This window comes from Paenibacillus sanguinis 2301083 = DSM 16941 (assembly GCF_000374825.1).
GTDB classification, from domain to species: Bacteria; Bacillota; Bacilli; order Paenibacillales; family Paenibacillaceae; genus Fontibacillus; species Fontibacillus sanguinis.
In genome coordinates, this window is sequence record NZ_KB895381.1 from 61735 (window position 1) to 82490 (window position 20756).

14 protein-coding genes and 1 pseudogene are annotated in these 20756 nt (G+C 45.7%); 11 read left to right on the forward strand and 4 right to left on the reverse strand.

Going from position 1 to position 20756, the window contains the following annotated elements:
* The first annotated feature begins 17 nt into the window (after positions 1-17).
* A complete protein-coding gene (locus C557_RS23375; RefSeq protein ID WP_018751947.1) occupies positions 18-2618 on the forward strand; it encodes an alpha-L-rhamnosidase in 2601 nt (866 codons plus the stop codon).
* A gap of 208 nt (positions 2619-2826) precedes the next feature.
* Positions 2827-2961, forward strand: a pseudogene (locus C557_RS24955) (helix-turn-helix domain-containing protein); the annotation flags it as partial.
* Between the two features lies 1 nt (position 2962).
* On the opposite strand, the gene C557_RS0111175 reads toward C557_RS24955, so the two are convergent.
* On the reverse strand, positions 2963-4024 hold the full coding sequence (locus C557_RS0111175) for an AraC family transcriptional regulator (protein ID WP_018751949.1): 1062 nt from the start codon (positions 4022-4024) through the stop codon (positions 2963-2965).
* Positions 4025-4186: 162 nt separating this feature from the next.
* Here C557_RS0111175 and C557_RS0111180 point away from each other — a divergent pair, with 162 nt between their 5' ends.
* From C557_RS0111180 to araA, 6 genes are all read left to right on the forward strand, one after another.
* Positions 4187-6676 carry a DUF4982 domain-containing protein gene (locus C557_RS0111180; protein WP_018751950.1) on the forward strand — a complete coding sequence of 830 codons (2490 nt, stop codon included), beginning with the start codon at positions 4187-4189 and terminating at the stop codon, positions 6674-6676.
* Between the two features lie 28 nt (positions 6677-6704).
* Positions 6705-7640 carry an AraC family transcriptional regulator gene (locus C557_RS0111185; RefSeq protein WP_018751951.1) on the forward strand — a complete coding sequence of 312 codons (936 nt, stop codon included), beginning with the start codon at positions 6705-6707 and terminating at the stop codon, positions 7638-7640.
* A 98-nt stretch (positions 7641-7738) separates the two neighbouring features.
* On the forward strand, positions 7739-9274 hold the full coding sequence (locus tag C557_RS0111190) for an FGGY-family carbohydrate kinase (RefSeq protein ID WP_018751952.1): 1536 nt from the start codon (positions 7739-7741) through the stop codon (positions 9272-9274).
* 27 nt (positions 9275-9301) lie between these two features.
* Positions 9302-10180 carry a class II fructose-bisphosphate aldolase gene (locus C557_RS0111195; protein ID WP_018751953.1) on the forward strand — a complete coding sequence of 293 codons (879 nt, stop codon included), beginning with the start codon at positions 9302-9304 and terminating at the stop codon, positions 10178-10180.
* 35 nt (positions 10181-10215) lie between these two features.
* Positions 10216-11265, forward strand: coding sequence for an aldose 1-epimerase family protein (locus tag C557_RS0111200; RefSeq protein WP_018751954.1), 1050 nt, complete (start codon positions 10216-10218; stop codon positions 11263-11265).
* 14 nt (positions 11266-11279) lie between these two features.
* On the forward strand, positions 11280-12773 hold the full coding sequence (gene araA, locus C557_RS0111205; protein WP_018751955.1) for an L-arabinose isomerase: 1494 nt from the start codon (positions 11280-11282) through the stop codon (positions 12771-12773).
* Positions 12774-12845: 72 nt separating this feature from the next.
* Here the strand turns inward: araA and C557_RS0111210 are convergent, their stop codons facing one another.
* A complete protein-coding gene (locus C557_RS0111210) occupies positions 12846-13616 on the reverse strand; it encodes an EFR1 family ferrodoxin (protein WP_018751956.1) in 771 nt (256 codons plus the stop codon).
* Between the two features lie 205 nt (positions 13617-13821).
* On the opposite strand from C557_RS0111210, the gene C557_RS0111215 reads away from it, so the two are divergent.
* Both C557_RS0111215 and C557_RS0111220 read left to right on the forward strand, forming a co-directional pair.
* Positions 13822-14790 carry an NAD-dependent epimerase/dehydratase family protein gene (locus tag C557_RS0111215; protein ID WP_018751957.1) on the forward strand — a complete coding sequence of 323 codons (969 nt, stop codon included), beginning with the start codon at positions 13822-13824 and terminating at the stop codon, positions 14788-14790.
* A gap of 226 nt (positions 14791-15016) precedes the next feature.
* The gene (locus tag C557_RS0111220) at positions 15017-17464 is read left to right on the forward strand and encodes a glycoside hydrolase family 2 TIM barrel-domain containing protein (protein WP_018751958.1); all 2448 of its coding nucleotides are present in this window, start codon (positions 15017-15019) and stop codon (positions 17462-17464) included.
* A 103-nt stretch (positions 17465-17567) separates the two neighbouring features.
* On the opposite strand, the gene C557_RS0111225 is transcribed toward C557_RS0111220, so the two are convergent.
* Both C557_RS0111225 and C557_RS0111230 read right to left on the reverse strand, forming a co-directional pair.
* A complete protein-coding gene (locus C557_RS0111225; protein ID WP_026263420.1) occupies positions 17568-18449 on the reverse strand; it encodes a DMT family transporter in 882 nt (293 codons plus the stop codon).
* Between the two features lie 302 nt (positions 18450-18751).
* Positions 18752-19702 (reverse strand): DMT family transporter, encoded by a 951-nt coding sequence (locus C557_RS0111230; protein WP_018751960.1) that lies wholly within the window; start codon positions 19700-19702, stop codon positions 18752-18754.
* A 105-nt stretch (positions 19703-19807) separates the two neighbouring features.
* Between C557_RS0111230 and C557_RS0111235 the strand changes: the two genes are divergently transcribed.
* Positions 19808-20692: a LysR family transcriptional regulator gene (locus C557_RS0111235; RefSeq protein WP_018751961.1), complete on the forward strand. Its 885-nt coding sequence runs from the start codon at positions 19808-19810 to the stop codon at positions 20690-20692.
* The last annotated feature ends 64 nt before the right edge of the window (positions 20693-20756 follow it).

A 20756-nucleotide genomic window follows, 5' to 3' on the forward strand; every position in this document is an offset into this window, starting at 1 on the left:
CGGAAGGAGAGGTTGACATGCTGAAAGCTATTCTACTAAAAACAGAGTATTTGAGAAACCCTGTCGGTATTGATATTATTCATCCGGAATTCGGATGGAATCTGGAGGGAGACAGTAAAAGGCAGACTGCGTATGAAATCAAGGCGGCGCATACAGAGGACGAGCTGAACACAGGAGCCTGTGTTTGGGAAAGCGGAAAGGTAAGCTCGGCCAGTATGACGCATATTCCTTATGGGGCGGCTCTCAGCAGTAGAGAGCGGATTTACTGGAAGGTTCGCATCTGGGATGAACATGATGCTGTGGGCGAATGGAGTGAGGCGGCCTTTTTTGAAATGGGCTTGCTGGAAGGAGAGGACTGGAAGGCCAAATGGATCAGTGGGGACTATGAGCCGAAACCGGGGGAACGGTACCCGGTCGATTTATTCAGGAAGACATTCCAGGTCCCGGCATTTGTGAAGGCCAGAATGTACATTACAGCCTGCGGCTTGTATGAAACGAGCTTGAATGGGGTGAAGGTGGGCGATCTGGTGCTGACCCCGGGTGTAACCAGCTATGAAAAAAGGGCGCAGTATCAGGTGTATGATATCACTGAGCAATTGCATAGCGGCGAGAACCTATGGAATATCTCTCTTGGCGATGGCTGGTTCAGAGGGAAATTGGGGGTTTTTGGCGCGACCAATGTGTTCGGAACACGGACCTGCGTTTTGGCGCAGATTGAAATAACAGATGCGGATGGAAAAATCACTTATATAGCAACGGATGGCAGCTTCAGCTGGTGTAACGACGGCCCTGTGCGTTTTAATGATATGAAAGACGGAGAAACGATTGATGCGGCGGCTGTGCCGTCTTATCAAGGTCAGGCTCGCGTGACGGAATGGGATACCGTGCTGTGCTGCTCCAACAATGTGCCGGTAAAGGAAAAGGAAATATTGCAGCCGACGGTACTGACAACCCCCGATGGAAGCACAGTCCTGGATTTCAAGCAGGTGATAGCTGGCTACCCGGAATTCTCGATCCAAGGCACGAAGGGACATACCGTTGTTTTGACCATGGGAGAGATGCTGGATGAGGAAGGGAATTTCACCCTTTCAAATCTGGTGCAGGAGCATGATTTTGCACCCGAGTATTGTGATGATTCCAGATTCCAGACGATCGTCTATTCCTGTGGCAGTGAGCATAGAGAGACCTGGAAGCCCAAATTTTGTGTCCAGGGGTTCCGTTATGTCAAGCTGGACAACTGGCCGGAGACGGTGAAAGCAGAGAATTTCAAAGCCATCGCCGTGTATTCAGATATGGAGGTAACAGGGAATTTCACCTGCTCTTCCCCGGATTTGGAGCAATTAGTGAAAAATACGTTGTGGAGTGTCAAAGGTAACTTTCTTGATGTGCCTACAGACTGTCCGTCGAGAGAACGAGCAGCTTGGACAGGAGACGCCCAATTGTTTTTTAATGCCGGGCGTTATCTTACGGACTTTTCGGCGTTTTTTAGAAAATGGATGCAGGATGTGTTTGACGATCAGGCGCCCGATGGGAAAGTATATAACATTGTTCCCCGTGTCGCTCCACATGGAGAACAATTCGATTATGTAGAAGGCTCAAGCGGATGGATCGATGCGGGTATCCTGATTCCCTATAGATACTGGAAAACGTATGGAGACCTGAGAATAACTGCACGTTTGTATGAACCTATGAAGAGACTGGCAGACTTTATGGTAAGCAGAATGGGCGATACCTCTGATCCGGATCTGGATCAAAAGTTAGAACCAAGCGAGTATCGCAAGTATATTGTAACGACAGGTTTTCATTTCGGCGAATGGAATGAGCCGGACGTAGATATGAAGGCTGTAACGCTTCCCAAATTTGAAGAAGCAACGGCTTATCTAGTGTATTCTCTGAACTGCTTTTCAGAGATGGCGGAAGTATTGGGCGAGCTTGAGGATGCGAAGAAATATCGGGAAATTTCCGAGCGGGCCAAAGAAGCATATCAATATTACTTTGTAGAGCAGGGAACGATTTTATCCCAGAAAATGGCCAAATTCGTAAGACCGTTGGCACTTGATCTCCTGGATCCAGCTACGAAGAAAAATGTAGAAAAGGACCTGGTAAAATTAGTTCGTGAACGGGAGCATCATGTAGGTACAGGATTTCTGTCCACACCATTCATTCTGAAGGTATTAAGTGATGCCGGGGCTTTGGAAGATGCCTACCAAATGCTGGAGAAGGAGGATTACCCAAGCTGGCTTTATGAGATTAAGCAAGGAGCGACTACGATTTGGGAGAACTGGAATGGCCAGGCCTCAAGAAACCATTATTCCAATGGCGCTGTTTGTGAGTGGATTTTCAACACGGTGTGCGGTATCCATCTTGCGGGTGAGAACCGGTTTGTGATCTCGCCTCAACCAGGAGGAAGTCTGACCGAAGCTGCTTTCACGTATCAGAGCATATATGGCAAGGTATCCTGTTCTTGGCGTAAAGAAGGCAACCGCTATACGTATCAAATCGATGTTCCGGCCGGATGTCAGGCAGAAATCAACATCCCGGGAGTGGAACCGGGGAATATAGAAGCTGGCAAGCATTATTTTGAGGGTAGCGCTGCGGTCCAGTATGCACCGGAATGACACAGATCAGCCCATGCTGATCAGAGCATAAATGAACGGATTTTTAGAGAACGTCCATGTACGACACAAGCCAGTCGCGATCATCATTCGCGGCTGGCTTTTTCATGTTGGATCGACAACAACTGTAAATCAAGCACTGAACATGCAGGAATACAACATTGCCATCTTTGAGCGAGCACAACATGCGTCTGAATGAACAGGAGAGCAATTGCCGTTTGAAGCGATTTTTAAGCAAGTGGGCTATGAGAGCATGAGCTTTTTCTATAAAAAATTCAAGCGGGCTTACGGAGCTACCCCGCAGACCATTCGCAATAAAGCGATGAAAGTCCATGAAAATGAGTGATCTACATCGTTTTCTTTTTTGACTTCCTATACAACATTGGCGTCATACGGTAGGTCTTCTCAAACAGCCGATAGAAGTAGGTCTTGTTCTCAAATCCCAGATCCTGAATAATTTTTGCAATGCTGGTGTCCGAATTACGGATACGGCTGGCGGCCTCCCTCATCCTGTAAGACTGGACAAGCTCAATCAGAGTCATGCCCCCTTGCCTTTTGACAATTTTATTCAGATAATCCGCACTGTAGTGCAGCTCTTGTTCTATATCTTTTCTTGTAATCCGTCCATCTGTCCGGGAAATATAAGCACATACTTGCTCAAATATATGGTCATATAACTTAGAATCCAGATGGTATATATGAAATTGGTATTCTTCTGAACTCGCAAGATGAGACAAAAGACGAACCAGCAGTCCGTGAACCATGTAGGTATACCCAGGATAGTGTTCGGACAATTCTTGCATCATTTGCTTTATAAAAAGTTCAGAAGATGTCTTCACTGAGCTGGTGTCTTCATTTACTTTTTTACGGAATTCCAGAAATTTTTTTTGGTATCCGCTGCCCTTCTCCAAATTATTGTTAAAGAAAGCAACTAACTCCTTGCAATTCTGAACTTCTGCCACTTCCATCACCAGGGTATGGGCTAATTCCTCAGAAATGCATAAAAACGCAATAGAGCAGTCCTGGTCAAATAATTCAAGATGCTTCACAGCCCGATTAACCAGGCAGACATCTCCACTTTGATATTGATGCAATCCTGTCTCTATCCTCACGTTAACTATTCCATCCAAAACGATCATCATTTCAAAATAATCATGCTGATGCAGATAGTCAGGAGTATCAACATAATCATGCTTATCCAGTATAATCTTTTGGCAACCTGAGAAGCTCATTAAGGTGCAGTCAAGTAAAAAATGCTTTCCTCGGTAGGAACATTCTTCAACAAATACTCCAAAAGCAGAGTTTAGAGAGCGAATCTTTTTATTTCCTCCATCAGGGTCAATAAAGTAAGCACCTAATTGAGATAATGAAGTATAAAATTTATCATTGGCAGTCTGATTTCGCGTCATTATTTCTCATCTTCTCCTTTTCTCAGAAGCTCTGAATAGGATACCATAATCAAAATAAAAGCGCTTACAGATATCGTAAACAATAAACAGGTTGCTATACACTCATCTTATTAAAGTATTTCATGAAGATCAAATCTTATATATGAAAGGAAGTCGTAGAGGATGATAAGACAAAATTTTAACGACCACTGGATGTTCTCCAGGGATAGCAAAAGCATGATGGGTGCTCTTTACGGTCAGTCCAATGTACCGGTAGAGGTAACTCTACCTCATGATGCCATGATTCTGGAGAAACGAGCTGCAGACAATCCCACAGGCAATGCCGGCGCTTTCTATCCAGGGGGGAATTATGTATATACCAAAACCTTCCAGGTAGCTGCCGAGGATGCTGGTAAAACAATGCTGCTGGAATTTGAAGGAGTTTACAACCGAGCGCGGGTTTTTATCAATGATGCTTTTGCGGGATCATGCCATTACGGCTATACAAATTTCTATATCAATATGACACCTTATTTGAAATTCGGAGCGGAAAATACAATTACTGTTTATGCTACTAATCAGGATGTGCCGAACAGCCGCTGGTACACCGGTTCCGGCATCTACCGTCCCGTCCATCTGCTGATAGGCAACGCCGCGAGAATCAAGGAGGATGGCGTAAAAATTACGACACCGATAACAGCGGAGGATGTTTCTACCGTAGAAATTGCCTGCACCGTACAGTACGATGACATGCAGACTTTACAATCTGTTCTGCAAACCCAGCTCATTGGTCCAGATGGCACGGTGGCAGCCTCTGAAAACACCCCGGTAACTTTATATCATGGAAAAGAACTGGTCATCCGTCAGCGTCTCTTTATATACAATGCCCAACTGTGGTCCTTGGAAAATCCCAACCTGTATACCTGCATGACGAAACTAGTGATAGATGGCAAAGTTCAGGATGAATCTATAGAGACTTTTGGCATACGTCATATCCAGGTGGACCCTTTGTACGGTCTGCGTCTGAATGGAGTACGTGTACTGCTGCGTGGAGCTTGTATCCATCATGACAATGGCGTCATTGGCAGTGTCACCCTGGCACGTGCAGAAGAGCGTCGGGTAGAACTCCTCAAGGCAACTGGCTTCAACTCCATTCGTATGGCTCATAACTCTACATCCAGGGCTTTGCTGGATGCCTGCGACAGGTTAGGCATGCTGGTTCTGGAGGAAAGCTATGATATGTGGAATCAGAGTAAAAACCCTTATGACTATGCCATGGACTTCGCGGATCACTGGGAAAAGGATATTGAGGCTATCGTGGCCAAGGATTTCAACCATCCTTCCGTATTTATGTACTGTGTAGGCAATGAGATCGGAGAAATAAACCAGCCCGCCGGCGCAGCTATAAACCGTGCCTTATGCGAGAAGTTCCGCACCCTGGATCCTACAAGGTACACCACCAATGCAGTCAATGGTCTTGTCGCCACAATGAGCAATATCATGCCTGTGATGTCTGACTTGGGCCTGATTCCTCCAGAGCAGCTGCCAGCCGCAGCCGACCTGCAGTCCGAGGGAGAACAAACTCAGGGCGATATGGACATTAACGATATGATGACCAAGCTCATGGGTCAAATGAACTATCTGAGCATTCATCCAAAGGTTGGTGACACTCTGGATGAGTCCTTCTCCGGTATGGATATTTGCGGATACAACTATATGAGCGGACGCTATCCCTTGGACCCGAAGCAATATCCGAATCGAATTTTCTATGGATCGGAAACGATGCCTTCAGATATAGATGTAAACTGGAAATATGCCAAGGAGATTCCTCAAATGCTGGGGGACTACACCTGGACCGGATGGGACTACATCGGTGAATCCGGTGTTGGTGTACCCGGATATGGCAGCGAGTCAGGATTTTTCAGCCCGTACCCTGTTTACCTGGCTCATGTGGGAGACATCGACATCACAGGTTTCCGCCGTCCTATGTCCTATTATCGGGAAATCGTATGGGGGCTAAGAAAGGCCCCATATATAGCTGCTCAACTGCCCCAGCATTATCATGAAAAAATGAACGGCACTCCATGGAGTGTCAGTGACTGTATTGAAAGCTGGACCTGGCCGGGATATGAGGGACAACCCATCAAAGTTGAAGTATATTCTGATGCTGAAGAGGTGGAACTCTTCTTAAACGGTAAATCTGTAGGAAAGCTGCCTGCCGGAGAAGAAAACCGTTTCAAAGCTATCTTTGATATGGAATATCAGCCAGGCACCCTGGAGGCCGTGCAATATCATGGAGGCAAGGAAACTGGACGTTTCAGCATCCACACGGCTAAATGTGAAGTTCAGCTTTCCGTCGCAGCGGACCGCCAGACCTTGCGTGCAGGTGGGCAAGATGCTGCTTACTTGATGATTTCGCTGACAGACAGATCCGGTGTGGTGAATACTGCTGTTGACCGCAAAGTCACTGTCGAAGTGTTGGGTGAGGCAACCTTGCAAGGCTTTGGCAGTGCTGATCCCAAAAGCGAGGAAAATTTCTATGATTCCGAGCGTACTACCTATCATGGAAGAGCATTGGCAGTCATCCGTTCAGGGTTAGCAAAAGGCTCTGTTAGAGTGACTGTCAGTGTAGAAGGGTGCGAGTCACAGACCATGGATATTAATGTAGTTTAGCAAATCATCCATTTGAGGGGATGGAACGATGAAATATCTTTACAAAAAAGAATTGATCAAATATACAGATAATTTACCTATAAAGATGTACGTTTGTCGAATTGAATCTGTACCTTTGCATTGGCATCAGGAAATGGAGATTCTTTTACTGGTCAAAGGCAAACTCCAAATCAATGTGGAAAATAATAATTATGTTATGGAAAAGGACGACTTGATGCTCATTAATTCCAATCATGTACATTCTTTTGTGGGGGCCGACCCTCAGAACCTGGCCGTAATTATTCAGTTGGATATGAATATGTTTAAGGGCCTGCATCCCCAAATTGAAAAGATGGAGTTTACATGCAATAGCATGGCAGATGCAAGAGCACAGGAGAAATATGCTATTCTAAAAAAATTATTAGTCGATATTTTAAAGGCTTTTGATACTAAAGAAACAGGATACATTCTGGAAATATATATCATTCTTCAGCAGATGATCCTCAACCTGGTGAGGAAATTTGAACAAAAACTAATTGATGAAGAGAATATGGAAAAGTCAAACGATAATCTAAAAAGGTTGGAGCGAATCTTGCATTATATTGATCAAAACTGTGACCGCAAAATCACGCTAGATGAAATATCCAAACGGGAATACCTGAGCACGTATTATTTTTCCCATTTCTTTAAGGACAAAATAGGGATGAGCTTTCAATCCTATTTGAAACACATTCGCTTGAAGAAGGCATACGAGATGCTGTTATATACCGATGAGAAAGTAGTGGATATTGCCATGCAAAGCGGATTCGCAAACTCCCAGGTGTTTGGCTCCAGCTTCAAGGCCCAATATGGAATGACTCCAAAACAGTGCAGAGTTGAGTCCAAGCGTGGGAAGCTGGAACTGAGGAATAGTGAAAAAGAAAAGGATCATAAGTATGTAGACGAAGATTTCAGACAGGTTTTTGATTCGCTGCAATTCGATTAAAAGATCAACAATATTTAATGTATGGTTCAGCAAGTTATAGCAAGAATCTGTTCAATCGATTTTCTATAATAGAGAAGCCTGGATGAAAGGAGGAGAAAATGGATTTAATAGGACTGGATATTGGATCAACCGGCACAAAATGTTTAATTGTTGATCAGGATGGCAAAGTGTTGGCCCATGCATATAGGGAATACGAAATGGAGTGCCCGGATACTGGATATTTTGAATTAAATCCTCTAAAGGTTTGGGAAGCTGTGCATCGTGTTCTGAACTCCGTAATGAAACAGTATCCAAAAATAAATAAGACGCTTGCAGGCCTTTCGATATCTTCCTTTGGAGAAGCGGCGGTTTTACTTGACCATGAAGGAAAGGTATTGGGAAACAGCCTGCTGTATATCGACAGCAGAGGGCGCGAGCAAGTAGAAAAGCTAGTGGAAAAAATCGGAGAAGAGACGATAGTTCACAAAACCGGCCTTAAGCCACATTCTATGTATACGCTTTCAAAATTGATGTGGTACCGCGAGAAACAGCCGGAGTTGTACGAAAGGATCCATACTTTTCTTCCATTTGGCCCCTTTATTCTTCATAAGCTGGGTGCAAGACCTGTTATGGATTACTCGTTAGCTTCAAGAACAATGGCGTTTGATGTCCACACGCTTAAGTGGGATAAGGATATTATCGAGGCGGCGAGTTTGAGTCCGAAGATATTCCCGGAGGCTGCGGAGCTGGGAACAGTGGTTGGGCAGATTTCGCATGAGGCTGCGTTGGAGTTCGGATTGCCTTCCGAGCTGAAATTGGTATTGGGTGGACACGATCAGGTATGCGCTGCGATTGGGGCAGGCATCACGGAAGAGGGTTTGGCTGTTGATGGAATTGGCACTGTGGAGTGTATTACTCCGGTATTTAGTAAAGAAAAAATCAGCAGCAAAAAAATCGCATCCAACAACCTGGCTTTGGTTCCTTTTATGAATGGGAAATACACAACATATGCGTTTAATTTTACCGGAGGCTCCTTGCTGAAATGGTATAGGGATCAGTTTGGATATGAAGAGAAGCTTGAAGCAGAGCTTTCCGGAAAAAGTGTCTATGACATTATGGGCGAGAAGGCTGGAGACAATCCGACAGATCTTCTGGTGCTCCCGCACTTTGCAGGCGCAGGAACACCGCATATGAACCCATTGGCTAAAGGCGCCATATTAGGCCTGGATTTCAACACCACGAAGTCTGAGCTGTACAGAGCTCTGATGGAAGGCGTCACGTATGAAATGAGGCTTAATATAGAGTATCTGGAGCAAGCCGGCATCCTGGTAGATGAATTGCGGGCATGCGGCGGCGGAGCCAAGTCTGATCTGTGGCTGCAAATCAAAGCGGATATTATGAATAAAACCATTGTAGCCCTGGATATAGAAGAAGCCGGAATTTCAGGCGCCATCATTCTTCTTGGAGTAGCGCTTGGTGTGTTTCCTTCCTTCAAGGAAGCTACTCGGCGGTTGGTAAAAGTCAATAAAATATTCCATCCACAAGCCCGGTACAAGAAGAAATACGATGAGAATTATGCAAAGTACAAAAAATTATATAAGGCAGTATGCGAAGTGATGTCCAATGAAGTTTTAGAAGAGCGGCCTGTGAAGTGAATGAAAATTAGATAGGAGATGCTAAAAATGTCATTGGTATCCTTGAAAGAACTGATGCAGGATGCGGAAGCAAGGTCATACGCTGTCGGGGCTTACAATGTGATTAATTTGGAGATGATCAGGGGGATAATCGCAGGGGCGGAGCAAGCGAAGTCGCCCGTAATTCTTTCCTTCGCAGAGGTTCATATTCCGCTTGTTCCGCTTGAAGTCATCGGCCCGATTATACTGGATGCCGCCAGACGAGCCAAGGTTCCGGTTGCTGTGCATCTGGATCATGGACAAGATCATACGATTCTGATCCGTGCCATGAAGCTTGGCTTTTCCTCGGTGATGTTTGACGGTGCGTTGTTGCCGCTTGAAGAAAATATCAGGCAGACCAATGAGATCAGTAAAGTTGCCAAAGCTCTGGGTGTTTCCGTCGAAGCCGAACTAGGTCAAATCCTTCGTCCTGAAGGTGGCGGAGCTGAGGAAGAGATGGAAGAGTACGATTCGGATGATATCTACACCAACCCGGAAGAGGCTAGAAAATTTATTGAGCATACAGACATCGATGCTCTGGCCGTGGCTTATGGTACTGCACATGGTGTGTACCTCAAAGAACCTGTTCTCGATTTTGACCGCCTGAAACTGATTAAGGATATAACGGGTATGCCGCTGGTCATGCATGGAGGCTCCGGTCTGGATGAAGCGGCCTATGTCAAATCCATACAATGCGGCATTCGCAAGCTCAATTATTATTCCAATATGGCTTATGAAGTGGCCAATACCATCCAGTCGAAATTAACTGTAAACCGTACGCAAAACAAAAAAAATTATTACCATGATATTTCCAAGTGGGCCATGGAAGCTATTCAGGCGGATATTGAGCGAACCATGAGAATATTCGGGAGTGCGGGAAAAGCCTAGAGCTTTTTCTGTCTGATTCAGGGGGAACTGCGAGAATGGTAAAACTTTATGGCAAGAAATGGGCTCGTCGCGAGTTGGAGTCAAGGGTAGGCAGGATTGAACAACTCGGGGGAGTGCAGGCATTCGTCATGAGAGAGGGGCCGGAGGACGGGCAAGCGGTGTTTCGGGTGCGGACTGGATCAGGCCTCTCCTACTGGGTTCATCCCGGGAAGGGAATGGATATCTCGCTTGCCGAATTTGGCGGTATTCCTGTTAGCTGGTCTGCCAGCAATGGCGCCCCTCATCCTTCCTTCTTTAGAGAAGAAGGAGATGCTTGGCTCCGTACCGCTTCAGGCGGTTTATTAATGACATGTGGCTTATCCCAGGTGGGAGCAGCCGGCGAAGATGAGTATGGAGCTTATAGCTTGCATGGACAAATCCATCATATGCCAGCCCGCCAGGTATCCTGTCTTGCCGAATGGCAGGGGGACGAATATGAAATGCGCATCCGTGGTGTATTGGATGAAACCTCAATTTTTGGTCATGTACTCCGCCTTACGCGGACAATTATCAGCAGGCTTGGAGAGAACAGTCTAAAAATTATTGACATCGTAGAGAACCTGAGTTTCAAGCCGGTACCACATATGCTGCTGTATCATTTCAACTTCGGTTTTCCTTTGCTGGCGGAGGATACCAGAATTGTGCTGCCGGCAAGCAATTGCACCCCGCGTGATACGGATATGGATATGTCCAGCTTAACGGAGTGGCAGGCACCTGATCCATTGTTCAAGGAACAAGTGTATTACCATGAACCGATTGAGCAGCAAAAGAACGTTGTTGCCCAAATCATCAGCCCCTCTTTTCCTTTACATGGTGCAAATTCCTCCGGGAATGGTCTTACTGTGGAGCTGAAGTGGAACCCGGAGACATTGCCGAGATTAGTGCAGTGGAGAATGCCAGGGGCCGGTGAGCATGTACTGGGATTAGAACCGTCCAATTGCTGGACAAAAGGGAGAGCGGAAGAACGCAAGGCAAAGACACTCAGGATGCTTGAACCTGGGGAAGCCATTCGATATGAGCTTGAATTGAATTTTAAAATTGATTAATGGAGGAGAGCAATATGCTGAAAGCTAGACGCTATGTATTTTGGTTCGTGACAGGAAGTCAAGAACTGTATGGTGATGAGGTATTGGCTCAAGTGGAGAGCAACTCCAAACAGATGGTTGCAGAATTGAATCAAGAGGGCGGCCTTCCTTATTCCATTCAGTTCAAGGAAGTGGTGACTACCCCGGAAGCCATTCGTCGTGTTTGTCTTGAGGCCAATTCCAGTGACGACTGCGCGGGCATTATCACCTGGATGCATACCTTCTCTCCAGCCAAAATGTGGATTTCCGGATTGACCCAGCTCCGTAAACCGTTGCTGCATCTGCATACCCAGTACAATGTAGAAATTCCTTGGGACAGTATTGATATGGAATTTATGAACTTGAACCAAGCGGCGCATGGCGACCGTGAGTTTGGTTTTATCTGTTCCCGTCTCGGCATTGCCAGAAAAATCATTGCTGGTCATTGGCAAGATGAAGAAGTACGCATAAAATTGGGGGCGTGGATGAAAACCTCGGCCGGCTATACCGAGAGCCAAACCATGAAAATCGCCAGATTTGGTGATAACATGCGTAATGTGGCGGTCACTGAAGGCGATAAAATCGAAGGTCAAATCAAATTTGGCTGGACAGTTAATGGTTATCCCGCTGGCGACCTGGCTGAACGGGTTCAGGAAGTGAGCGACAGCAAGGTGCGGGAACTGATGGATGAGTATGCTGAATTGTATGACTTCACTGAAAATGGCCGTGTTGAAGGAGCAGAGCGGGAAGCAATCCGTGAACAGGCAAGGATGGAGATTGCCCTGACTGAATTCCTGAATGCAGGCGGTTATACAGCGTTCGTAACCAGCTTTCAGGATCTGCATGGCCTGAAGCAGCTTCCGGGCCTGGCGGCACAACGGCTGATGGCTGCAGGCTATGGATTTGGCGGCGAAGGAGATTGGAAAACAGCCGCTTTAGTACGGTTGATGAAAATAATAGCCGACAACAAAGGAACTTCTTTCATGGAAGACTACACTTATCACATGAAAAAAGGCAGTGAAATGGTATTGGGTTCGCATATGTTGGAGGTCTGCCCGACTTTAGCTTCTGATAGACCTAGGATTGAAGTACACCCGCTTTTTGTAGGCGGTAAAGCTGATCCGGCCCGCCTTATCTTCAATGGGGGGAGCGGCAAGGGAGTTAATGCAACAATAGTGGATATGGGCAACCGTTTCCGTTTAATTGTCAATGAAGTCAGTGCAGTACAGAATGAGAAGAAGATGCCTAATCTGCCTGTGGCAAGCTTGCTGTGGCAGCCGGAACCTTCTCTGACCGGAGCAGCGGAGGCCTGGATTCTGGCCGGCGGCGCACATCATTTTGGCTTCTCGTTCCATGTATCCAGCGAGCAGTTGCGTGACTGGGCCAGAATGGTTGGCATCGAGTGCTTGGTCATCAATTCTTCGACCCAGTTTGAAGCACTGGAGAATGAAATTCGCTCGAATGATCTATATTACCGCATGAACCATTGATAATAAGCTTATTATGAAAAACAGCCAGATGATGGTTATCCATCATCTGGCCGTTTCCATGGAGTGATTAAATTAAGGAGCGTTGTGTTTCAGCATTTCCTTCAAGGTTATTTCCGGATGATGATATTGCTCTGACTTTGAAAGGGTTCGCCCTCTTAGCTGAATAGCAGCATTGGGGCACCAGTGAACGCAGGCTAAGCATTGTACACAGGCTTTCCCGAATTCGATTTTCCCGGCTTCAATTTTTATATTATTTTGGGGGCATATTTTTTGACAAGTCCCGCAATGTACACACAAATCATAATTAACCGATTTTTTTAATAATTTATCCAAGACAAAACCGCTGATGGCGGCATGAGTCAACGTGTTTTTTAAACCGTAGCTGATTGTACTTGTATCGATCCGGTTTTGGGAAATGTCTGATGCGATCTGTTCCGCTAAGTTTTTTTGGTTGCTTATGCTGCTACCATAATATACGGTGGGAGGGGAGATTAATGGCGTACAGTTATCCGTCATAGTTATCTCTCTCCCATAAGATAGCTTGAGGTTTTTTTTGGTCAGAAGCTTGCTAAGGGAATACAACGCATTCCCGGCATCTCCTCCACATGTGGCTATGCCGTAGATATAAGCGGATGGATTAAATTCCATCTTTTCCACAAAATGCGCTACTGGATCGGGAATATCGCAACAATATACGGGGAATATAATTCCTATTTTGGCCTCATCCATTTTGGAATAGCGTTGCAAAGCTGCATTAATATGCAGGATTGGTTCATTAAGTAGTCTGGATAAAAGCTTTGCCATGCTCAAAGAATTGCCTGTTCCTGAAAAATAAATGATCATAAGAAACCTCCCCTTTGAATGAAGACCGTTGTTGACAGTTTGATAATGCCAGTATCCATAATCAAACCTCCGGAAAAATACTCTGAATGCATATTATTATACCTTATAACTTAACCTAATAATGAGCTATACTAAATATAGTGAAAATATTCACGAAGCTATTTCGGCAAGAGAAATAATCGAAGCGAAAGGAATGGGTTCAGACATGAAAAAGGTATTCGTATTAGGCGGTACAGGATTTCTTGGTTTCTATACTACAAAGGAGTTACTGAAACGCGGGTACTCGGTTTCAACCGTAGCTTTGCCGCCTATGCCGGCAGAAACCTTGCTTCCGAAGGAAGTGGACTGTCAGCTTGGCGATATTACGAAAATGAGTGACGAGCAGGTTCTGACTTTGCTGGACGGTTGTTACGGATTTGTATATGCGGCGGGTGTGGACGAGCGTGTATTGCCGGATGCGCCTGCTATGAAATTTTTTTATGAACAGAATGTGCTTCCCACTCAGCGGATGGCTCGTCTCGCCAAGAAAGCGGGGGTTAAGAAGTTTGTAATTTTTGGTTCCTACTTCTCCCACTTCGCAGAGGCCTGGCCTGATCTGGAGCTGAAGAAGGTAAATGCCTATCCAAGAACAAGACTGCTCCAGGAAGAGGTAGCTTTTATGGAAGGAGAAGGAGGTATGGATGTAATGTCTATCCGCCCTTCTTACATCTTTGGGGTTATGCCCGGCAGACTGCCTTTGTGGAGCGTTTTCGTGGATCAGGTTCGGAACCAGGAGGTTGTTCCTGTCTTTGGTGGAGGTACCGCTATGGTAACTGTTCAACAGGTAGCTGAAGCGGCGGTTGGAGCTATTGAGAACGGAACTCACCGGACAGGCTATGCCATCGGTGATACAAACATGAAATTCAAGGATTTCTATCAGATGATTGCTGATGTGCTCGGCCAGAAAGAGACCAAGATTACTGTTGTGCCATTGGAGCAAATGCTGCCGACGATGGAGGAACTCGATGCTAAGTGCGCTGCGGAAGGAAAAGAGCACGGGATTCATATGATTTACAGCGCAATGATTCAAGACCGGGATGCTTATCTGAATCCTGAAGATACGATGACCGTTTTGAATATTAAAAAAGCGGATATTCCGGCTGTGATTAAAGAAACAATCGCTGTGTGTGTATAAGGTATAGAGAAAGATAAACAGAAGGTACGTAAATGGAAACACTAACTTTGCGTGCCTTTTTATTTTTTTGTAATGATGATGCGAGTCGCCGGGCTGCGCGATGCTTGCCACATTTCCTGCTTGTTTCATATTGTACAAAAAATTAGTTCACATTGTGTATTCAGTATTCAATGATAATCGCCTAAAATTGATGATAAAATGATTCTATGAAAGGATGAGATAATTCATGATCAGAACTTCATTTAATGATAACTGGACAGTTGGCCCCAAAGCGGGATTTTTCTCGGAAATTGCGACTGCATCGGTAGCTCCCAAAATGGTTACGCTTCCGTATGACGCGATGATCGGGAACAAGAAGCTTAAACCCGAAGAAGGCGGGAATGCCGCAATCGGTTTCTTTCCGGAAGGAGGCTACGATTACAAGAAAAAATTCTTCGTGCCTGCAGAATACAAAGAAAAGCGAGTTACCATCGAATTTGAGAGCGTATACATGAATGCGATGGTGTACATCAACGGCGATTTTGCCGGACAGCATCCAAACGGATACTCGAATTTCTACATTAAAGCGGACCCGTTCCTGAAATACGGTGAAGAGAATGAAATCAAGGTCGTTGCCATGAATTATAAAGACGCCCGTTGGTATTCGGGTGCGGGCATCTATCGCAACACCAAGTTGATTGTCGGCAATCTGGTGCATATTGCCCTTGACGGTGTGAAAGTTGCGACACCGGATGTTCAGAACGATCGGGCTGTAGTTACTGTAGCTACTATAATTGAGAATGAGGGACTCCACACACAAACAGTTAACGTACAGACTGAAATCATTGACGCTGACGGTAACGTCGTAGCTCGCGAAATATCGCCAATTACGACCTTTGCAGGGGAAAGCGCTACCCTTCGACAACGTGTATATGTCAGACAGCCGTTGCTTTGGAGCGTTGAAAAACCAAACTTGTATCGGTGCCAAACTCACATCACATCCTTGGATGGAGAAATGCTGGACGAGGAAATGACTACCTTTGGCATTCGTACGTTAACATTGGATGCAGATAAAGGACTCTGTATCAACGGTGAGGCCGTCAAGCTGCGTGGAGCTTGCATTCATCATGATAATGGGGTAATTGGGGCCGCGACGATTGATCGCGCCGAGGAGCGCAGAGTGGAGATTCTGAAGCAGGCAGGCTTCAATGCGCTGCGCAGTTCGCATCATCCCATGAGCAAGGCGCTTCTTGACGCTTGCGACCGTCTAGGAATGCTGGTGATGGACGAAAGCTTCGACATGTGGACTTCTACAAAGATGGATCATGATTACGCGCTTCATTTTCCTATATGGTGGGAGAAGGATATCGAGGCGATGGTAAATAAAAATTACAACCACCCTAGTGTCATTATGTATACGATTGGCAATGAAATTCCGGAAACCGGAAGAGCGATCGACTCGGTTTGGGGCCGTCGTATGGCCGAGAAAATTCGCACCCTCGACAATACTCGTTACATCACTAATTCTATCAATTTCATGGTTTCTGCTCTTGACGATATCATCAAGATGATGAAAGCTGATCAGCCGGATGACAGTGAGGGCAGCAGTGAAGGCATCAACACGATGATGAATAACCTGGGAGATCACATGGCTGCGGTTGTTGCAAGCGACCTTGCGAAGGAAAAAACGGCTGAATCATTTGCCTATGTCGACATTGCTGGCTATAACTATGGGGAAGCACGTTATATGATGGATTTGGAGCAGTTTCCGAACCGTGTGATTGTTGGTAGCGAGACAAATCCCAATCAAATAGACATAAATTGGAAGATGGTAAAGGAGAACAATAGAATCATTGGCGATTTTACCTGGACTGGCTGGGATTATCTTGGTGAGTCGGGAATTGGCCGAGTCGCTTATGATCCTGCTGAATTGGCCTCCGGTGTTGTAGGCGGATATCCGTGGTTTGTGGCCTGGTGCGGAGATATAGATATTATAGGTAACCGGCGGCCCGTATCCTATTACCGCGAAATTGTATTTGGGCTTCGCAAGGAACCCTACATTGCCGTTCAACGGCCGGAACATTATGATAAGCAGCCGATCCCGATGATGTGGAGCTGGAGTGATTCCGTGTCTAGCTGGTCCTGGAACGGGTATGAAGGTAAACCGATCAAAGTGGAAGTGTACGCCGATGCGGAAGAAGTCGAGCTTCAGGTGAATGGCGTATCGGTAGGCAGAGCCGCTGCAGGTGAGCAGAATCGTTTTAAAGCGGAGTTCGAAACGGTCTATCATCCAGGTGAAATTGTAGCGGTGGCTTATAACGGTGGACAAGAAATTGGTCGGATGAAGCTCCATTCAGCCACTGGAGATGTCATGTTGAAGGTGGAGGCGGATCGAACGAATATTGCCGCAACAGACAGTGATCTGTCGTTTGTTATGATCAGTCTGACAGACGAGCAAGGTAATCTGTATAACACTGCTGACAGGAAGGTCTCTGTGAAGGTAGAGGGCGCAGGTGTGCTACAGGGCTTTGGCAGCGCCAATCCGAAGTCGGAAGAGACCTTTTTTGAAACTGAACACACGACTTTTGACGGGAAAGCCTTGGCTGTTGTGCGTCCGACCAGCACTGGATTGATAACAGTCACGGTCACCGCGGAAGGCTGTACTCCAAAAACCGCACAGATAAACGTTTCTTGATATAACAAGTATCGAAGCGGTACGTTCGAGGAGTTAATAAAACAAAAGCAGCCTATCCCCGGATTGAGGATAGAGCTGCTTTTGATTGACCAGAGACCTACATTTATGCTCTTTTCTTCTCCATTATCACGAACAGGACTCCCGTGAGAATGAGGGTGGCCCCTATCCAAAACATGACTCCTATCGTTTCTTCCAATAGAAGCCAGCCGAGGAAGGTTCCGACCAAAGGTTGAAAGAAGAAAAACAGTCCGCCGCTTGACACATTCAGAAGTTGTAGTCCACGATTCCAAAGGAGAAATCCCCCGGCAGTTGACACAACTCCCAGATATAAAATGCCGCCCCAAATTTTGGGGTGTGCCAATTGAGCCATATCCAAGTCAGGCAAACGCGGTAAGACAAAGGGCGTCAATAGGATAAGGGCTACCAAAATGGAATAGGTAATGATTACAATCTGCGAATAATCACTGGGCACACGCATTACAAGAACCGACATAAGCGCCCATGTTAATGCTGCAATAAGCAGTGCGATACCGCCAAGTTTGCTGGAAAGCTCAAAATTCCCAACGCCTATAATGAGGAATACACCCATTGTCGCCAAGACAATAGAGATGCCTTGCTTTAGAGTCACCCGTTCCTTTAGGATGAGCCAGGCGAAAATAACCATAAAGACTGGTGTTGAAGACGTGATGATGGCTCCCATTTGGGCTGTGGAAAGCATGGTTCCTATCTCCTGAGCCACAATCGAGATGGCATAACCAATGAACCCGATAGCGACGATGAGCATGATATCCCGTTTACGAATACGCCAGTTCTGCTTGGTAATCAAGCCAATCACCAACAAAGCGATCATGGCTACCAAGTAACGCAGCCACACCAGTTCCAAAGGAGGTATGACGGAAACGACTACTTTCACAACAACGTACATTCCACCCCAGATACTGGACGCTACAGCTAAATAAATTGAACCTAATAAGGTTTTGTTCATCATTTTAGTCCCTCCGTATAATTCAGGTCACGAATACCCTAACGGAGAGAGAGGTAATCCCCTTCACTCCATTAAGGGCGGAAGGAGTTCGCAGGAACATCGTTTTCAAACAATGGAGCACGATACATGTAGTTTCACCTCAACTTTTAAATAGAAAATCAGGATGATATGGAAATGGTTGCCGCTGGCGTTCACTTCCTCTATGCAATATTAACATAGGATTAACTAACGTGCTAACGACTAGAATTCAATATTGATTAAGTTGTTCAGATTTGTCATATCTAAGTAGCTGTCGCAACCTTTCATACCCGCATGTTGCTGCGAGACCAATTACTGTAAATGGTAAGCAGTGATCCCACGAGAATAATGACGATGCCAATGATCAAATGCATGGTTAATTGTTCTGATAGGATCAGGAATGATAATAGCGGAGCGAGTCCCGGTTTTATAAAAAAAGGGATAGAAGCCATCGAAACGTTCGATAGCTCCATAATCAAGAAGTACATTACAAACGCAGCGGCGCTGTTTCCAATACCGGCAAGCAGCAGCAACGGCACATTTTCCCAGGCGATTCCCGACCATATAGGGATACTAGCGAATGCATCCAAACCGGGAACACGGGAAAGGAAGGCCGCAGCAGATTGAAAATGCGTAAGCAGCATCAGTCCAAGCAATTCCAGACTGCCGATCAGAAGCGTAAACCCGGTAACGGAAAGTCCGTTTAATCCAGTACGAGTGCTCACCAGGCGAGAAATCATGCTGTAGACGGAAAAGGCAATTGCGCTGAATAGCGCGAACGTCAGACCAAGCGGTTCGTTCAAATTGACGGGGTTGACGATGACGAGCAGCCCTGCCATGGAGAGAACGACAGAAAGCAAGGTCAGTCTGGTCAGCTTTTCCTTTAAAAACAGGTAAGAAAACAGCAATGTAAATACGGGATTGCAACTAAATATTACCGCGACAGTAGATGCCTTGGCATGATCTACCGCCAACTGAAACAAAATCATGCTGACCGTGACTACTACAAACCCGTTAAGTGCCAGCAACATCCAGTCATTTAGTCTTGGTCTGATGTTTTTCTTGCGCATGGAGATCACGGATGGAATGAACAGTGCCAGTCCACCGATAATGAAGCGGAGAAACGTAAGCTGTACCGGATGAAAGGTATTTCCCGCTATTTTTAAAGTGATTTCCAGTGAACTGATTAACAAGCTGCTTATAAGAAGATAGAAAATAATTTTTTTGTACGGCATAGTTCCGTCTCCCTCTGTTAATTTCTTTTGACTGAGTTATATAATAAGGTACAAAGGAAGATAACTAAAATGAATTTTAGCATGAGGGGGTATGAGTAAAAGGTTATGAACCTTCACAACTTGCACATTTTTACGGTCGTGGCAGAGAAAATGAATATTACGGAAGCAGCGAGAGAGCTGTACATCACTCAACCAGCAGTAAGCAAAGCCATTAAGAACCTGGAGAACCAACTGAATCTCCGACTGTTCTGGAGGGATAAGCGAAACGGATTAATGCTGTCTGAAACGGGCAAGGAGATTTTGATTCTGGCACGGCAACTGCTCATGATTGAAGAAAAGATTCGTCAAATTGCCAACCGAGAAAATGGCCTTGTGGATTGTATTGTAAAAGTTGGCGCGCTTCCCTCAATATCCAGCTATTTGATGCCTACGGCAATGTCGCTGGTCAAATCCCGGTATGAATCTCTCCGAATTCAGCTTGCTGAAGGATCGTCAAACGAGATCAAAAGCTGGGTGGAAGAACGATCGGTGGAAATCGGGATTGTATTGGCTCCGTTTGACTCTTTTGATCGTCAATTACTATATGAAGATGATATGGTGGCGGTACTGCCGCAGACGCATCCCCTCGTTTCTTCTGAGGAAATTGATCTGATGAAGCATCAGGAGGAGCTGATTTTTTGCCGAAGCGGATATGAAGGGACATTATCCAATTTGCTCGCAGATCGGTATAAGGAGATTACTAGCCATTTGATTGTGCAATCCGCCGAAACGCTGGTGAATATGGTTCAGCATGGTTTGGGTATCGGAATCATTAGTCGCATCTCTCAAGCTACGCTCCGCCACAATCTGATCGTCAAACCTATTTCTCCTTCTATTTCTCAACAAATGGGGATCATTGTTCATTCGCTTGAAGAATTGACCCCCGCAGCCCGGGTTGTTCATGACATTTTGGCTGGATTAGGGAGCGATTATGGCTCAAACCATAGATAATTCCAGACAAAACTGCGGGATAACAGCTAGTTTGTCTGATCCATATTGGAAATGGTATATTTTC

What these genes read in the sequence shown, in the direction of transcription:
- C557_RS0111175 (WP_018751949.1), bottom strand. Translation starts at nt 4,024, where the DNA reads ATGACGCGAAATCAGACTGCCAATGATAAATTTTATACTTCATTATCT.
- C557_RS0111210 (WP_018751956.1), bottom strand. Translation starts at nt 13,616, where the DNA reads ATGATCATTTATTTTTCAGGAACAGGCAATTCTTTGAGCATGGCAAAG.
- C557_RS0111190 (WP_018751952.1), top strand. Translation starts at nt 7,739, where the DNA reads ATGGATTTAATAGGACTGGATATTGGATCAACCGGCACAAAATGTTTA.
- C557_RS0111230 (WP_018751960.1), bottom strand. Translation starts at nt 19,702, where the DNA reads ATGCCGTACAAAAAAATTATTTTCTATCTTCTTATAAGCAGCTTGTTA.
- C557_RS0111225 (WP_026263420.1), bottom strand. Translation starts at nt 18,449, where the DNA reads ATGAACAAAACCTTATTAGGTTCAATTTATTTAGCTGTAGCGTCCAGT.
- C557_RS23375 (WP_018751947.1), top strand. Translation starts at nt 18, where the DNA reads ATGCTGAAAGCTATTCTACTAAAAACAGAGTATTTGAGAAACCCTGTC.
- araA (WP_018751955.1), top strand. Translation starts at nt 11,280, where the DNA reads ATGCTGAAAGCTAGACGCTATGTATTTTGGTTCGTGACAGGAAGTCAA.
- C557_RS0111180 (WP_018751950.1), top strand. Translation starts at nt 4,187, where the DNA reads ATGATAAGACAAAATTTTAACGACCACTGGATGTTCTCCAGGGATAGC.
- C557_RS0111220 (WP_018751958.1), top strand. Translation starts at nt 15,017, where the DNA reads ATGATCAGAACTTCATTTAATGATAACTGGACAGTTGGCCCCAAAGCG.
- C557_RS0111195 (WP_018751953.1), top strand. Translation starts at nt 9,302, where the DNA reads ATGTCATTGGTATCCTTGAAAGAACTGATGCAGGATGCGGAAGCAAGG.
- C557_RS0111185 (WP_018751951.1), top strand. Translation starts at nt 6,705, where the DNA reads ATGAAATATCTTTACAAAAAAGAATTGATCAAATATACAGATAATTTA.
- C557_RS0111235 (WP_018751961.1), top strand. Translation starts at nt 19,808, where the DNA reads ATGAACCTTCACAACTTGCACATTTTTACGGTCGTGGCAGAGAAAATG.
- C557_RS0111215 (WP_018751957.1), top strand. Translation starts at nt 13,822, where the DNA reads ATGAAAAAGGTATTCGTATTAGGCGGTACAGGATTTCTTGGTTTCTAT.
- C557_RS0111200 (WP_018751954.1), top strand. Translation starts at nt 10,216, where the DNA reads ATGGTAAAACTTTATGGCAAGAAATGGGCTCGTCGCGAGTTGGAGTCA.